Origin of the sequence: Falsiroseomonas bella (assembly GCF_003173615.1) — a bacterium.
Lineage (GTDB): Bacteria > Pseudomonadota > Alphaproteobacteria > Acetobacterales > Acetobacteraceae > Falsiroseomonas > Falsiroseomonas bella.
The window spans coordinates 178930-194066 of record NZ_QGNA01000004.1; the positions used below are offsets into that span (position 1 = coordinate 178930).

General features: G+C 73.0%; 14 protein-coding genes. 7 read left to right on the top strand and 7 right to left on the bottom strand.

Translation table 11 applies throughout. The features are described from left to right. Positions 1-9 precede the first annotated feature (9 nt). The gene (locus DFH01_RS17735) at positions 10-2034 is read left to right on the top strand and encodes a M3 family metallopeptidase (RefSeq protein WP_109871822.1); all 2025 of its coding nucleotides are present in this window, start codon (positions 10-12) and stop codon (positions 2032-2034) included. A 33-nt stretch (positions 2035-2067) separates the two neighbouring features. Here the strand turns inward: DFH01_RS17735 and DFH01_RS17740 are convergent, their stop codons facing one another. The 6 genes from DFH01_RS17740 to DFH01_RS17765 all read right to left on the bottom strand — a co-directional run bounded on the left by DFH01_RS17740 (position 2068) and on the right by DFH01_RS17765 (position 8127). After that, positions 2068-3042: a Bug family tripartite tricarboxylate transporter substrate binding protein gene (locus DFH01_RS17740; protein WP_109871823.1), complete on the bottom strand. Its 975-nt coding sequence runs from the start codon at positions 3040-3042 to the stop codon at positions 2068-2070. Between the two features lie 61 nt (positions 3043-3103). Further along, on the bottom strand, positions 3104-3595 hold the full coding sequence (locus DFH01_RS17745; RefSeq protein WP_109871824.1) for a CHAP domain-containing protein: 492 nt from the start codon (positions 3593-3595) through the stop codon (positions 3104-3106). Between the two features lie 43 nt (positions 3596-3638). Next, positions 3639-4433 (bottom strand): class I SAM-dependent methyltransferase, encoded by a 795-nt coding sequence (locus DFH01_RS17750; protein ID WP_109871825.1) that lies wholly within the window; start codon positions 4431-4433, stop codon positions 3639-3641. A 71-nt stretch (positions 4434-4504) separates the two neighbouring features. Then, positions 4505-5419, bottom strand: a complete 915-nt coding sequence (locus DFH01_RS17755) for a hydroxymethylglutaryl-CoA lyase (RefSeq protein ID WP_109871826.1) — start codon at positions 5417-5419, stop codon at positions 4505-4507. Then, positions 5419-6600, bottom strand: coding sequence for a CaiB/BaiF CoA transferase family protein (locus DFH01_RS17760; RefSeq protein WP_109871827.1), 1182 nt, complete (start codon positions 6598-6600; stop codon positions 5419-5421). Before DFH01_RS17760 ends, DFH01_RS17755 begins: the two co-directional genes overlap by 1 nt. 372 nt (positions 6601-6972) lie before the next feature. Next, positions 6973-8127, bottom strand: coding sequence for a YbfB/YjiJ family MFS transporter (locus DFH01_RS17765; RefSeq protein ID WP_109871828.1), 1155 nt, complete (start codon positions 8125-8127; stop codon positions 6973-6975). Between the two features lie 54 nt (positions 8128-8181). Between DFH01_RS17765 and DFH01_RS17770 the strand changes: the two genes are divergently transcribed. The 4 genes from DFH01_RS17770 (at position 8182) to DFH01_RS17785 (ending at position 11853) form a co-directional block, all read left to right on the top strand. Further along, positions 8182-9264 carry a trypsin-like peptidase domain-containing protein gene (locus DFH01_RS17770; protein ID WP_109871829.1) on the top strand — a complete coding sequence of 361 codons (1083 nt, stop codon included), beginning with the start codon at positions 8182-8184 and terminating at the stop codon, positions 9262-9264. 69 nt (positions 9265-9333) lie between these two features. Beyond that, positions 9334-10011 carry a winged helix-turn-helix domain-containing protein gene (locus tag DFH01_RS17775; protein WP_109871830.1) on the top strand — a complete coding sequence of 226 codons (678 nt, stop codon included), beginning with the start codon at positions 9334-9336 and terminating at the stop codon, positions 10009-10011. A gap of 214 nt (positions 10012-10225) precedes the next feature. Beyond that, complete coding sequence (locus DFH01_RS17780; RefSeq protein ID WP_233256165.1) at positions 10226-11512, top strand: sensor histidine kinase; 1287 nt, start codon at positions 10226-10228, stop codon at positions 11510-11512. 80 nt (positions 11513-11592) lie between these two features. Then, positions 11593-11853 carry a hypothetical protein gene (locus tag DFH01_RS17785; protein WP_109871831.1) on the top strand — a complete coding sequence of 87 codons (261 nt, stop codon included), beginning with the start codon at positions 11593-11595 and terminating at the stop codon, positions 11851-11853. 142 nt (positions 11854-11995) lie between these two features. Here the strand turns inward: DFH01_RS17785 and DFH01_RS17790 are convergent, their stop codons facing one another. Next, on the bottom strand, positions 11996-12799 hold the full coding sequence (locus tag DFH01_RS17790; RefSeq protein ID WP_146217084.1) for an IclR family transcriptional regulator: 804 nt from the start codon (positions 12797-12799) through the stop codon (positions 11996-11998). Positions 12800-12999: 200 nt separating this feature from the next. On the opposite strand from DFH01_RS17790, the gene DFH01_RS17795 reads away from it, so the two are divergent. Together DFH01_RS17795 and DFH01_RS17800 are read left to right on the top strand one after the other, a co-directional pair. Beyond that, positions 13000-13734: a transporter substrate-binding domain-containing protein gene (locus DFH01_RS17795; RefSeq protein ID WP_109871833.1), complete on the top strand. Its 735-nt coding sequence runs from the start codon at positions 13000-13002 to the stop codon at positions 13732-13734. 42 nt (positions 13735-13776) lie between these two features. Next, positions 13777-15123 (top strand): DUF2254 domain-containing protein, encoded by a 1347-nt coding sequence (locus DFH01_RS17800; protein ID WP_109871834.1) that lies wholly within the window; start codon positions 13777-13779, stop codon positions 15121-15123. The last annotated feature ends 14 nt before the right edge of the window (positions 15124-15137 follow it).

The window sequence follows — 15137 nt, forward strand, 5'->3', positions numbered from 1 at the left end:
ATAGGCCGCATGACCGACAATCCACTGCTCGAGCCCTGGACCACGCCCTTCGGCGTGCCCCCCTTCGACCGCATCCGCCCGGAACATTTCCCGCCGGCCTTCGAGGCGGCGCTGGCGGCGCATCGCGCGGAGATCGCCGCGATCGGCAAGGATCCCGCGCCGCCCTCCTTCGCCAACACGGTGGAGGCGCTGGAGCGCGCGGGCGGCCTGCTGACCCGCGTCGCCGCCACCTTCTTCAACCTGGCGGCCAGCCAGGCCACCGACGAACTGCAGGCGGTGGAGCGCGACTGGGCGCCGAAGCTCGCCCGCCATCGCGCAGAGGTCGCGCTGGATGCGGCGACCTTCCGCCGCATCGCGGCGCTCTATGAGCGGCGCGCGGCCCTCGGCCTGGATCCGGACCAGCTTCGCCTGCTGGAACGGCTGCACATGAACCGCCTGCGCAGCGGCGCCGGGCTGGACGACGCCGCGCGGGCGCGCATGACGGAAATCTCCGCCCGCCTCGCGGTGCTGCACACCGCCTTCGGCCAGAACGTGCTGGCCGACGAGAACGCGTGGCAGATGGTGCTGGGCGCGGAGGACCTCGACGGCCTGCCCGGCTTCCTGCGCGAGGCCGCGGCGCAGGCGGCGAAGGAGCGCGGCGCGGCGGGCTATGTCATCACCCTCGCGCGGTCCTCCGTCGAGCCCTTCCTGACCTATTCGGCGCGCCGCGACCTGCGGGAACGCGCCTGGCGCGCCTGGGTCGCGCGCGGTGCGCTCGACCCCGCGCGCGACAACGAACCGCTGGTGCGCGAGATTCTTTCGTTACGCGCCGAGCGCGCGCGGTTGCTCGGCCATGCGGACCACGCCGAGTACCGGCTTGCCGACACCATGGCGAAGCGCCCCGAGGCGGCGGAGCAGTTACTGCGCGCCGCGTGGGAGCCCGCGAAGCGCCGCGCGGCGGAGGAACGCGCGGAACTCGCCGCGCTCGCCCGCGCGGAGGGCCAGAACGAGCCCATCGAGGCCTGGGACTGGCGCTACTGGGCGGAGCGCGCGCGGCTCGCCAGGCACGATCTCGACGGCGCCGCGCTCAAGCCCTTCTTCGAGCTGGAGGCGATGCTGCGCGCGATCTTCGCGACCGCCGGCCGCCTCTTCGGCCTGCGCTTCGCGGAACGCGCGGACATACCCGTCTATCACCCCGATGTCCGCGCCTTCGAAGTGCTGGATTCCGACGGCACGCATCGCGGCGTCTTCCTGCTCGACAACTTTTCCCGAGTTGGCAAACGCTCGGGTGCCTGGATGAGCAGTTTTCGCGTGGGCGAGAGCTTTGCGGACCGCGTCTCGCCGATCATCGTCAACAACAACAACCTGGCAAAGTCCTCGCCGACGCTGCTGTCTTTCGACGATGCGCGCACGCTGTTCCACGAATTCGGGCATGCGCTGCACGGGCTGATGAGCACCGCGCGCTATCCCTCCCAGTCCGGCACGGCGGTGCTGGGCGACTTCGTGGAGTTCCCCTCGCAGGTGATGGAGCATTGGCTGTCGGTGCCGGAGACGCTGCGGACCCATGCGCGCCATCACGCGACGGGCGAGACGCTGCCGGACGCCATGATCGAAAAACTGCTGGCGGCGCGGAACGAAGGGCAGGGCTTCGCGACGGTGGAATACGTCTCCTCCGCCCTGATGGACCTCGCGCTGCACCGCCATGCCGAGCCCGACGCCCTCGACATCACCGCCTTCGAACAAAAATTCCTGCAGGAGATCGGGATGCCGGAGGGCATCGTGCTGCGGCACCGCCCGCTGCATTTCGGGCATCTCTTCGCGGGCGGCGGCTATGCCGCGGGCTACTATTTCTACCTCTGGGCCGAGGTGCTGGACGCCGACGGCTTCGAGGCCTTCGAGGAAGCGGGCGATCCCTTCCACCCCGAGTTGGCCGCGCGGCTCAAGGCGATCTACGAGGCCGGCGACACGCGCGAGCCGATGGAACTCTACACGCAGTTCCGCGGCCGCCCGCCGCGGGTGGAGGCGCTGCTGCGCAAGCGCGGGCTCGCGGCATAGCGGGAAGGCGCTCCGCGCCTCCCCGCGCGCTGGTCAGCTCTCGGGGCGGATGCCGAGGCGGCGGATCAGCCCGCCCCAGCGCTCGATCTCGGCCTTCTGCAGCGCGGCGAACTCCGCCGGGGTGGAGCCTACCGGCTCGAAGCCGGCGGCTTCCAGCACGCGGCGCTGCTCGGGCTGGTTCAGCGCCACCCGGCACTCCTGCGCGATGCGGGAAGCGCGGTCGGCCGGCGTGCCCGCGGGGCCGAACAGCCCGATCCAGGCGACGACCGGTTCCATCTGCACGCCCGCCTCGCGCAGGGTCGGCACATCCGGCAGCTGCGGCATGCGGCCAGGACCGGTGACAGCCAGGGCGCGAAGCTGGCCGTCGCGGACCTGCCCGGCGACGCCGGCATAGGGCGCGAAGAACAGCTGCAGCCGCCCCGCCACCAGGTCCAGCACCGCCGGCGCGACGCCGCGGTAGGAGACGTGCTCGGCCCGGAAATTCTCCCGCGCCGCCATGTCCTCGGTGGCGAGGTGGGAGAGCGTGCCGGGGCCTGTCGAGCCGTAGTTCAGCTTGCCCGGATTGGCGCGCGCATAGGCGAGCAGCTCCGCGACGGTGTTCGCCGGGACGGAGGGATGCACCGCCAGCACGAAGGGCAGCCGCGCCAGCAGCGAGATCGTCGAGAGGTCGGTCGCGGGGTCGAAGGAGAGCGCGGGGTTCAGCACCTTCGCCGTGCTGCCGGGGCCGCCGATGGTGACGCCGAAGGTGTGGCCGTCCGAGGCGCGTGCGATCGCCTCGGTGCCGATGTTGCCGCCGCCGCCGGCGCGGTTGTCCACCACGAAGGGCTGGCCGAACACCTGCTGCAGATGCGGCGTCACCGCGCGCGCCGCCATGTCGGGGGTGGAGCCGCCGGGGAAGGCGACGATCACGCGCACCGGGCGGTCCGGCCAGGCGGGCTGCGCGGCCAGCGTGCCGGGCAGGGCGGCGAGGGTGGCGGCGCCGAGCACGCCGCGACGGGTGAGGGTCATCGGGGTTCCTCCCTGGTGCGATTGATCCGCACCCAAGCCCGGCTGGCCGCCGGGGGCAAGATCATCCGGCGCGGGCGAGGGTGGTGCGCGGATGCACGAAGCCGCGCACCGGGTAGCCCGTCACGCCGAGGTCGTTGATGCGCGGATACCACACGCGCACAACGGACCAGTCGTTGCCGGGCGAGACATCCACCACGCGCTGGCCGGTGGCGATGCGCCCGCGGGCGGCGCCGGAGGCCCAGTTCGCGTGGTCCACCAGGATCTCGCGCCGGCCGACCACGCGTGTCACGACGGCGACATGGCCGTCGCGCATCCGGCTGGTGCGGTTGATCACCAGCACGCTGCCGGGGATCGGCGTGCGGGAGCGGTCGTAGCGCCCGGCGGCCGCGTCCCACCAGGTCCAGGCATCGCCCTGCAACTGGATCCCGGACCGTGCCCGGGCATAGGGCACGCAGGAGACGGGCTCGGTGAGGCCCGCCCCCGGCCCCGGCGCGCGGGTGCTGCCGCAGGCGGCCAGCGCGAGCAGAAGCAGGATGGCAAGGGCGGCGCGCATCGGGTTGATTCTACCAGAAAACGAGGCGCGCCCGCCACGCCGATCATCCGGGCCGCCGGCCCTTCACGCCCCAGGCCCGCACCGCCAGCAGGATCTCGCCCTCCGGCCCGGTCGGTAGCCGCGCGCGCAGCGCCTCCCGGATGGCGGCGCGCGTCGCCTCGTCCAGCCCCGCGCAGTATTTGGGCGCGGAGCCCGTGCCGCCGAGGAAGGGCGTCCAGTATTCGTCGAAATCCGCGAAGGCGGCGGGGATGTCGAGCGCGGTCGTCTCCACAGCCGCGAGCCCCGCCGCCGCGAAGGCCGCGGCCAGCGGCGCCGGGCGGCAGATCGGGGCGTTGAGGCCGTCGTCGAAGCGCGCCGCGTCCGGGTCGATGGCGCGCGCGGCGTCGAAGAAGTGGCGCATGATCTGCATCTGGCCGGCATAGTCCCAGACATAGAGCGCAACGGTGCCGCCCGGCCGCACCAGCCGTGCCATCTCGGCCAGCGCCTTCGGCTTGTCGGGCAGGAAGTTCAGCACGAGGCCGCTGACTGCGAGGTCGAAGGCGGCGCCGGGCTGGCCGGTATCGGTCGCGTCGCCTTGCAGGAAGGCGCCCTGCGGCACGCGCGCCGCGGCTTCGGCGAGGAAGGCGGGCGCGCTGTCCAGGCCGACAAGCCGCGCCGGGGCGCAGCGCCGCGCGACGGCCTCGCTCAGCACGCCAGTGCCGCAGCCGAGGTCCATCCAGTCGAGGCCGGTCCGCGGCGCCAGCCAATCGAGGAACAGCGGCGCGACGGCGCGGCTCCAGCGGCCCATGTAGCGCTCATAGGCCTCGGCCGCGCCCCACAGCCCCGTCGTGCCGCCCATGGCCGCTCCGCCCCGGATTGCCAGGTTGCGAGGCTAGGCCCGCGGGCGGCGCCCGATCCAGCGTTGCGAAGTCACGCCACCTTGCGCGCCGCCGGGACCGCGCGCATCCGGCCTCCCGGCAGACCGCCCGGCACGCCGGCCGCGAGATCCGCCGCGGCCAGCAGCCTCGGCCAGTCGAGCCCCGTCTCCACGCCCATGCGCCGGAACAGCCAGGCGACGTCCTCGGTGGCGACATTGCCCGTCGCGCCCGGCGCGAAGGGGCAGCCGCCAAGCCCGCCCGCCGCGCTGTCGATCACGTCGCAGCCCGCGTTCCAGGCGGCGGCAACATTCGCCACGCCCATGCCGTAGGTGTCGTGGCCGTGGAAGGCGATGCGGTTCGAGCCATCCGGCGCCGGCCACGCCTTCACCGCATGGCCCACCACGCGCGCCACTTGGTCGGGCGCGGCGTTGCCGGTGGTGTCGCAGATCGCGACCTCGATCCAGGGGTCGAGCGCGATCACGCGCTCCACCCAGTCCAGCGCGTCGCGTTCCGGCACCACGCCCTCGAAGGGGCAGTGGAAGCAGCAGGAGAGGTTGAAGCGCACCTTGCGGCCCGCCGCGAGCGCGTCCCGCACGATGGCGGAGAGGTCGGCGAAGCTGTCGGCGCAGCTGCGGTTCACATTGGCCTTGTTGTGGCTTTCGGTGACCGACATGAACAGCCCGACGCGATGCGCGCCGGCCGCGAGCGCCGCTTCGAAGCCCTTCCGGTTCGGCACGAGCGCGGTGCATTCTAGCCCGTCCAGCGCCAGCGCGGCCTGGAACACCGCGGCGGTGTCGGCCATCTGCGGGACCGCCTTCGGGCTGACGAAGGAGCCGACTTCCATCCGCCGTACGCCGGCCGCATGCAGTGCGCGGACGAGCGCGATCTTGGTCTCGGTCGGCACGAAGGGGCCGATGGATTGAAGCCCGTCGCGCGGCGCGACCTCGCTGATGGAAACCCGCGGCATCACTTCCCTCCCAGCAACTCGCCGAAGACATGGTCGTTGTGCGCGCCGATGGCGGGCGCGGTCCAGCGCACCATCTCCGGCGGGCTGACGCCGTCGAAGCGGAAGGGCGGCGCGGGGTGCAGCAGCGTGCGGTCGAGCAGCGGGTCGCGCACCTCCATCACCGTCTGCCGCGCGCGGAAATGCGGGTCTTCCGCGCAGTCCTTCATGTCATACAGGCGCGAGACGGGGATGTCGGCCGCGTCCAGCAGCCGCTCCGCCTCCGCGGCCGGCAGCGTCCTGGTCCAGGCCTCGATCGCGGCGTCGATCTCCTTCACGTTGGCGCAGCGGCCGATATTGGTCTGCAGGCGTTCATCGGCGCCCAGGTCCTCGCGGCCGATCACCTTCATCAGCCGGCGATAGATCGCGTCCGAGTTGCCGCCGACGCAGAGCCACTTCCCGTCGGCGCAGAGATAGGTGTTGGTCGGGGCCGCGGTGGGCAGCGCCGCGCCCTGCGGCTGCCGCACCCAGCCGAACAGCCCGTATTCCGGCAGCATCCCCTCCATCAGCGAGAAGATGGAGCCGACCAGGTCCACGTCGATGATGCGCCCCTTCGCCTCGGGGTTGCCCTTGGTCGCCCAGGCGGCGCCGAGCACGGCCATGGCCGCGTAGATGCCCGCGATGTCGTCGGCGATGGAGACGCCGCAGCGCGGCGGAGGGTGATCGGTCACGCCCGGCGTCGCCGTCAGGTGGCGGATGCCGCCCATAGCCTCCCCGATCGAGCCGAAGGCGGGCTTGTCGCGATAAGGCCCGTCCTGGCCGTAGCCGGAGACGCGGGCGATGGTCAGCCTGGGGTTGATCGCCTGCAGCACCTCCGGCCCCAGCCCGATGCGCTCCAGGTAGCCGGGCCGGAAGTTCTCGATCAGTGCGTCGGCGCGGGCGGCCAGCGCCTTCACCTTTTCGCGCCCGTCCTCCGACTTCAGGTCGAGCGAGACGCAGAGCTTGTTGCGCCCATGGATGCTGAACCACACGGCGTGCCCGTTCACCTGGCTGCCCCAGCCGCGATGCGGGTCGCCTTCCGGGGGCTCCACCTTGATCACCTCGGCGCCCATGTCGGCGAGCATCCGCGCGGCGAAGGGCCCCGCGATGTAGTGGCCCAGTTCCAGCACCCGAAACCCCGCGAGCGGCAAGCCCTGCCCGGTCATCCGATCTCCTCCGGCGATGTGCGGGGCAGGATAGGGGGCGCGGCCGGCCGCGTCATGACGCCGGCTTGTGCGCCGGGCCGCGAAAAAGCGATGCCGGGGTAAGGATCGGGCAAGGCCCCCGCGCGATAAGGCGGTGGGGTTGCCGAGCTATGCACCCCGTCTCTCCCTCCCGGGAGCCGGCCATCTACCCCCATCCGGCCGGCATCCCCACTCGGGCGGCGCCCCCTCGGGCTCCGCCCATTTTTTTGGGCCCTTCGTTTCGGCCGTAGGCTTCACCTTCGGCCCTCAGACGCCGGCGCTGCGCTTGGCTTCGCCGCATGAGCGGCGGCGCCCGTTCGGGCGCTCGGCCGGCATGACGCCGGCCGGGGGGCTTCAGCCCCGCCCGCGATAGGCCACCGCGCAGGCCGCCAGGCTGAGCGCGAAACCCACGCCGAACACCGCCGCATGGCTGTCCCCGGTGGCGCCGAACAGGGCCGCGAGGCCAAAGGCGAAGCTGACCTGCGCCACGCCATACGCCGCCGTCGCCCGCACCCAGATCACGCCGGCGCGCGCCCCGGCCACCTCCCGCGCCGCGACCAGCGTCACGGCCGTGGCGCCCACCCCGGCGAAGCCGCTGAGCGGCCCGGCCAGGATCAGCGCCGGCCAGGCCGGCACCAGCGCCGACCCCAGCGCCGCCACCTGCACCACCATCCAGGCCAGCAGTGCGCGCCGCCCGCCGATCCTGCCCGCCAGCCGCCCCCCCAACATGGTGCCGAGCAGGGCGCCGAGCCCGAAGCCGATCCACACCGCCGCGCCGGCCTCGATCGGCAGGCCCCGGCCACGCACCGCGAGATCCGAGAGATAGACCATCGGCGCCACCATCCCGGCACCCGAGAGCGCATAGGCCAGCAGCAGCAGCCCCGCCCGCGGCACGGCGGAGCGCGTTTCCTCCGGCGGCAGGGCGGGCGGATCGGGCCAGTGGCGGCGCGCCGCCCACCAGACCGCCGCGGTCGCCGCCGCCAGCCCGAGCCAGGCGGTGGGAATGCCGCCGCCGAGCAGCAGCGGGATGGCGAGCCCCCCGGCCACCACGCCGGCGCCCACCCCCGTCATCACGATGCCGCTGGCCGCGCCGCGCCGCTCGGGCGGCACGCTTGCCTGGGCCGAGGGGCCGGCGAGCGCCATCAGCACGCCTCCCGCCGTCCCGGCCAGCGCCCGCCAGGCGAGCAGCCAGACCAGCCCGCCCTGCCAGGCGCAGGCCGCGAAGGCCGCGACCGCCAGCGCCATGCCGGCATCGAGCGCGCGCGGCACCCCGATCCGCGCCGCCAGCCGCCGCCCTGCCAGCACGCCGAGCAGGTAGCCGGCGAAATTCCCCGCGCCGAGCAGCCCCGCCTCGGCCCCGTCCACCCACCCGGCCGCAACCATGGCGGGGAACAGCGGCACATAGGCGAAGCGCGCCAGCCCGACCCCGGCGAGGATTGCGCCCGCCGCCGCCCAGGCCACCTTCATGGCGCCGCCCTGCCGGTTGAATGCGGGGCGGCACTTCTCCATGCTGCGCTGCCACAAGGATCGGCGGCGCCGCTGCCATTGCCCCGACGAGGCACCATGTCCCACCCCATCGGCCGCCGCGCCGCGGCCGCGCTGGTTCTTCTGCCCTTCGCCGGATGCGGCGGCCTGCCCGCGGCCCGCGCCCAGCGTGGCGCCGCGGCGCTACCGGATTTCGCCGACCTCGCGGAACGCGTGCTGCCTGCCGTCGTCAACATCGCGGTCACCTCCGAGCAGCGGACGGAGGTGCCGCCGGAGTTGCGTGGCACGCCCTTCGAGCGATTCTTCCGCGACCGCCGCGGCCGCAGCCGGCAGAGCCAGGGCGCGGGGTCCGGCTTCATCATGGACCCGGCCGGGCTGGTGGTCACGGCCAACCACGTCGTCGGCAATGCCAGCCGGGTCGTGGTCTCGCTGCAGGATGGCGAGGAATACGTTGCCCGCGTCGTCGGCTCCGACGACCTGACCGACCTCGCCCTGCTGCGGGTCGAGGCCCGCGCACCGCTGCCCTCGGTGCCCTGGGGCAGTTCCGCGGCGCTCCGGGTCGGGCAATGGGTGCTGGCGGCGGGCAATCCCTTCGGGCTCGGCGGCACCGTCACCTCCGGCATCCTCTCGGCCCGCGGGCGCGACATCGGCTCCGGCCCCTATGACGACTTCCTGCAGACCGATGCGCCGATCAACCCGGGAAATTCCGGCGGGCCGTTGTTCAACACGGCGGGCGAGGTGGTGGGTATCAACACGGCGATCTTCTCGCCCAGCGGCGCCAGCGCCGGCATCGGCTTCGCCGTGCCCTCCGACCTCGCCCGGCCGATCATCGAGCAGCTGCGCGCCGGCGGCCGGGTGGAGCGTGGGTGGCTCGGCGTCAGCCTGGAAGACATCGAGGCGGATGAAGCGGGACGCCGGCGGAATGCGGGGCGTGGCGTGGTGGTCGCGGGCGTGGTGCGCGGCAGCCCGGCGGCGCGCGCCGGGCTTCGCCCGGGCGACCAGGTGGTCGCGCTCGACGGCCAGCGGATCGAGACCTCCCGCGCGCTGGTCCGCAACGTGGCGGCGCTGCCACCCGGCCAGACGGTGCAGCTTTCCATCCTGCGGGAGGGCCGTGCCACGGAGGTGCCGGTGCAGATCGGCCGCCGGCCGGCGGGGCAGTAGCTGCGCACGGGGCTAGGAATCGCCGGGGAGACGGCCCTAGGGTTCTGGAAAGGTACCGGAAGACGGACGATGCGAATCCTGCTGGTCGAGGACGATGCCGAAGTCGCCCGCTTCGTCCGCAAGGGGCTGATGGAGGCCGGGCACACGGTGGAGCACGCGCCGAACGGGCGGGACGGCCTGTTCATGGCCGCCTCCGAGCAGTTCGACGTGCTGGTGCTGGACCGCATGCTGCCTGGCGGCGTGGACGGTGTGCGCCTGGTGGAGACCCTGCGCGGGCAGGGCAACCGCACGCCCGTGCTGTTCCTCAGCGCGCTCAACGCGGTGGATGAGCGCGTGAAGGGGCTGAAGGCGGGCGGCGACGACTATCTCACCAAGCCCTTCGCCTTCGCCGAGCTGCTGGCGCGCGTCGAGGCGCTGGGCCGACGCCCGGCGGCGGAGGTCCCGACCACGCGGCTGAAGGTGGCGGACCTCGAGCTCGACCTGCTGTCCCGCACCGTCACGCGCGCCGGCAAGAAGATCGACGTGCAGCCGCGCGAGTTCCGCCTGCTGGAGCACCTGATGCGCCATGCCGGCCAGGTGGTCACGCGCACCATGCTGCTCGAGAAGGTCTGGGACTACCATTTCGACCCGCAGACCAACGTGATCGACGTGCATGTCAGCCGCCTGCGCCACAAGCTGGACAAGGGCTTCGACAAGCCGCTGATCCACACGGTGCGCAACGCGGGCTACATGATCCGCGCCGACTGATTTCGGGCGGACGAAGGCTTCCCCTTCGTCCCTCAGGCGCCGGCGCTTCGCTCGGCATGGGCCGGGCGCCGGCAGGAGCAAGCCGATCTCCCCCCCGCCCTCCGTCGCCTCCTCGAGCTTCGAGCCACCGCTCTTCGGCCTGCTGCGCAGCGCCTCGGGCCGCTTCGCGCTGTTCTTCACCGCGGTCTTCGCCGCCGCCGCGACGGCCGCGGCGGTGGTGCTGTGGTGGAACACCGCCGGCGCGCTGGACCGCCAGGTGGATGCGGCGATCCGCGCGGACGCGACGGCGCTGGTCGAGCGCATGTCCGTCCGCGGCATCCCGGCCGTCGCCGCGGCCATCGAGGACCGGATGGCCGTGGATGTGCAGAACGAGACGCTCTACCTGCTGCTCGCGCCCGACGGCGCGCGGCTGGCCGGCAATCTCAGCGCCTGGCCTTCGGAGGCGAGCGGCGAGTTCCCCTGGATTCGCATCCCGCTGCAGCGCGACGGCGCGGTGAGCGAGGCGCGGCTGTTCCGCCTCGAACTCGGCGGCGGCCATCGGCTGCTGGTCGGGCGCGACGTGGCGGAGAAGCTGCGGCTGCGCGGCCTGCTTTCGGAAGGCATCGCCTGGGCGGCCTCGGCCTCCGCAGCCTTCGCGGTGCTCGGCGCCTGGCTGCTGCGACGCTCCCTCGAACGCCGGCTGAACCCGATCTACCGCACCGCGCGTGCGATCTCCGCCGGCGACCTGACGCGCCGGGTGCCGCTCTCGGAGCGCGACGACGAGTTCGACAAGCTCGGCATCACCATGAACGCGATGCTCGACCGCATCGCGCAGCTGATGGAAGGCGTGCGCGGCGTCTCGGACGCGATCGCGCACGACCTGCGCACGCCGATCGCGCGCGCCCGCGCCAAGCTCGAGGAATCGCTGCACGCCGCGCATGACGAGGACTCGCTCCGCGCCGCGGTGGAGCAGGGCATTGCCGACCTCGACGCCATCGCCCGCGTCTTCCAGGCCGTGCTGCGCATCGCCGAGGTGGAGGCGGGCGCGCGCCGCGCCGCCTTCGCGCCGACCGACCTCGCCCCGGTGCTGGCCGACATCGCCGAGCTCTACGGCGCCTCGGCCGAGGCGCGCGAGCAGCACCTGGCCGTGGACCTGCCGGAGAGCCTGGACCTGGTCGGCGATCGCGACCTGCTCGCCCAGGCGGTGGTGAACCTGCTCGACAACGCGCTGAAATTCACGCCGGAGGGCGGCACGGTGCGGCTTTCCGCGCGGCTTTCCGAGGCGCATGCCGAGATCGAGGTGGCCGATGACGGGCCCGGCATGCCGGATGCCGACCGCCGCCGCGCCGGCGAGCGCTTCTTCCGCGCCGATGCGGCGCGCACCACGCCGGGCTCCGGGCTCGGCCTGTCCCTGGTGCGCGCCGTGGCATCGCTGCATCGCGGCGAGCTTCTGCTGCGCGACACCCATCCCGATGCGGCGTCGCCCGGCCTGACGGCGACGCTGCGCCTGCCCGCGGCGTGATCCGCGCGTCGGCGGCGCATGTCGCGCGTTTCACCGCGCGGCCACGGGGAGGATCGCCGCCGCGGCGCAGAGTGCCCTCCATGCTTCGTGCCGGAACCCTGCTGCTCGCGGTCGCCCTCTGCCCGGGCGCCGGGCGCGGCGAACAGCCCATGCGGGTGACCACCGACAGCTCTGCCTATTGCACCGAGCTTACCCAGCGCTTCGCCGCGCAGGCGACGACCATGCCCGCCAGCGCCGTCGCGCTGGCGGAGGAGGGGCAGCGCCTGTGCCAGGGGGGCCATGTGCGGACCGGCATCGCGAAGCTCCGCCGCGCATTGCGCGTGCAGCAGGCCGGGGGATAGCGCCCCGACCTGGGCGCGGCTGAAGCGGCCTTATCCCAGCCCTGGACCCGTTTCACCGCGTCCAGGCGCGGTGAGACGGGCGTAGCTCGTGTTTGAAGCGTTTTCCGAGTCGCCGAGCGATTCCGCCCGGCTTGAACACGCTCTATGCGCCGCCGGCGGCGAGCGATCGGGACAGTCCCTGCGCGGACTGCTTCAGCAGCGGCAGGAAACGCCGTCGGGCTTCCTCCGGAGGGCAGCGATCGCAAGCGAAGGTGACATGCACCGCCGCCACCGGCTCGCCGGCCGAGCCCAGTACAGGCACGGCGATGGAGGCTGCGCCGGCGAAGAGCTCTTCGACTGCCATCGCGTATCCATCGCGAGCGACCTCGTCCAGCCGGCTCAACAGGGCCGGAATGTCGGTCACGGTGCGTGCGGTGAAGGCGGTGCGGTCCGACGCCTCGAGCACCGCCATGGCCGCGGGGCGGGGCAGGGCGGCCAGCATCGCGATGCCGGACGAGGTGCAGAAGGCCGGCAGCCGGCTGCCGATCGTGACCCGCGCCCGCGTGACGCTGTCCGCGTGGCGGCGGAGCAGATACAGCACGTCCGTTCCGTCCAGCATGGTCAGGCTCGCCGTCTCGCCGGTCTGGCGGCAGAGCTCGCTGAGCCAGGGCCTGCCCCGCTCCACCAGCACGTCGGAGCCGAGATACATCGCCCCGATCTCGAGCGCCCGCGGCGTGATCGCGAAGCGCCGCTTGCGCGGATCCTTCCGCAGATAGCCGAGCCGTTCCAGCGTGTGGGAGAAGCGCTGCGCGGCGCTGCGGTCCAGGCCCGACGCGGCGGCGAGCTGCGTCAGGCCCATCGGCGCCCGGTTGCGCCCGACGGCGAAGAGCACGCGGAACGCCTTCTCGACGGACTGCACGTAGAGTGCGTCCTCCGTCTTCGGCTGCTTGCGCGCGCCGTCGGGCACGGGCTGGACCTCCTTCTGCAAGAGTGGCGTCGTCGGATGGCCGCGGTCGGCATCCCTCCGAAAGATTTAAAGCATTCAATTTCGTGTGCGTGCAACAGTTAAGCGATGGCGACACCAGCTTGCTGAAGAACGATGGGCCGATTGCCGACTTCTGCCAGCCGTCGCACGATCCGCGCCAGGCCGCCAGAGGAATTCGCACCATGTCGCCCGATATCGTCGCCCAGCTCGCCCCCACCGGCGTGTTGCGGGCCGGGATCAACCTGAGCAACTTCCTGCTCGTCACCGGCCGCGGCGCGGAGGGCGAGCCGGTGGGCGTCGCACCCGACATGGCGCGCGCCATCGCCGATCGCCTCGGCGTGCCGGTGCGCTACGTGCCCTATCCCCGTCCTGGCGAACTGGCCGACGCCGCCGGCACCGGCGCCTGGGACATCGGCCTGATCGGCGCCGAGCCGCAGCGCGCGGAGAAGATCGCCTTCTCCCCGGCCTATTGCGAGATTCAGGCGACCTACCTGGTGCCGCCCGGCTCGGCGATCGTCGCGATGGACCAGGTGGACCGGCCGGGCGTGCGCATCGCCGTCGCCGCGCGCGCGGCTTATGACCTCTGGCTGGAGCGCAACATCCGGCATGCCGGCCTGCATCGCGCGCCGACGCTCGATGCCTCCTTCGAGCTGTTCCGCGACGAGGGCCTGGAGGCGCTGGCGGGGCTGCGCCCGAAGCTGCTGGAGGATGCGGCGAAGCTGCCGGGGTCGCGCGTGCTGGAGGGACAGTTCATGGCGGTGCAGCAGGCGGTCGGCACCGCGAAGCCGAATGTCGCCGCCGCCGCCTTCCTGCGCGACTTCGTGGAGGAGGCGAAGGCCTCCGGCCTCGTCGCCGCGCTGATCGCGCGGCACCAGGTGCGCGGGCTGTCCGTGGCGCCGGCCTCGGCGCCGGTGTGAACCTGACCGCTCCTGTTCCGTTTCCACCACGGAGCAGGAGGGATGGATGCAGCGCACCGATGCGGGGGCGCCGCCGTGAACGGCGCCTGGCTACGCCAGTTCTGGTCGGATCTGCTGGCGCAGTTCTGGCTGCGCCCGGCGCTGATGACCTTGACGGGAGTCATCCTCGCGGCCGCGCTGATCCGGACAGAAGGCGCCATCGAGCTGCCGGACTGGGCGGCGGCCTGGGTCTATGCCGGCGGCGTCGCCGGGGCGCGCGACGTGCTCGGCACCATCGCAGCCGCCAGCATCGGCGTGGCCGGCACCACCTTCTCCATCACCGTCGCGGCGCTCAGCCTGGCGAGCAGCCAGATGGGCCCGCGCCTGCTGCAGAACTTCACGCGCGATCCGGGCAACCAGTATGCCCTCGGCACCTTCGTGGCGACCTTCGCCTATTCCCTGCTGGCACTGCGCTCCGTGCGGGAAGCCGAGGAGGGCGCGTTCGTGCCGCAACTCGCCGTCTCCGGCGCGCTGCTGCTCGCGGTCGCCTGTGCCGGCGTGCTGATCTGGTTCCTCAATCACATCGCCAGCTCCATCAACGTGGATCGCGTGGTGGCGCTGGTGCGCAGCGACCTGGTGCACGCGCTGCAGGCGCTGCCGGCGCGCGGCGAGGCCGGTGACCAGGACGATGGGGGCGATGTCCCGGCCGGCGCCGCCGCGCCCCTGCACGCGCGCGGCAGCGGCTATCTGCGCGTGCTGGACGAAGGCGGACTGGTGGACTGGGCGGCCGGGCGCGAGGCCTGCATCCGGCTGATGGTCCGGCCCGGCGGCTTCGTCTTTCCGGGAATGATGGTCGGCACGGTCACGCCGGCGCATCTGCGCGGGGAAGCCGAGACGGCACTCGGCGCCGCGCTGTCGCTCGGCGACACGCGCAACGTCACGCAAGACCTGGAATATGCGGTGCGGCAGCTGGTGGAGGTGGGCATGCGCGCGCTCTCGGCCGGCACGCGCGATCCCTTCACAGCCATCAGCGTGCTCGACCAGCTGGGCGCGGCGCTGTGCGAGACGGCGGCGCATGACCTGCCCGGCGGCCGTATCCGGCGCGACGGCGTGCTGCGGCTGGAGCGGTCGGTGACGGATTACGATGGGCTGGTGGACGCGATGTTCCACATGCTGCGCCAGGCCGGCACCAGCGAGCCGGCGGTGAGCATCCACCTGGTCGAGGTGCTGGCTGCGGTGGCGGCGGTGGAGCGCGATCCCGCGCGGCTGGCGACGCTGCGCCGCCATCTCGACCTCGCCTGGCAGGCGGGGATGCGCAGCACCGAGGACGAGACGGTACGCGCCGCAATCGCGAAGCGCCATGCCGACGGGCTCGCCGCCATCGCCGGCAGGGGTGCGCGCGCCGGGTAGGTGCAGCGTGGCCC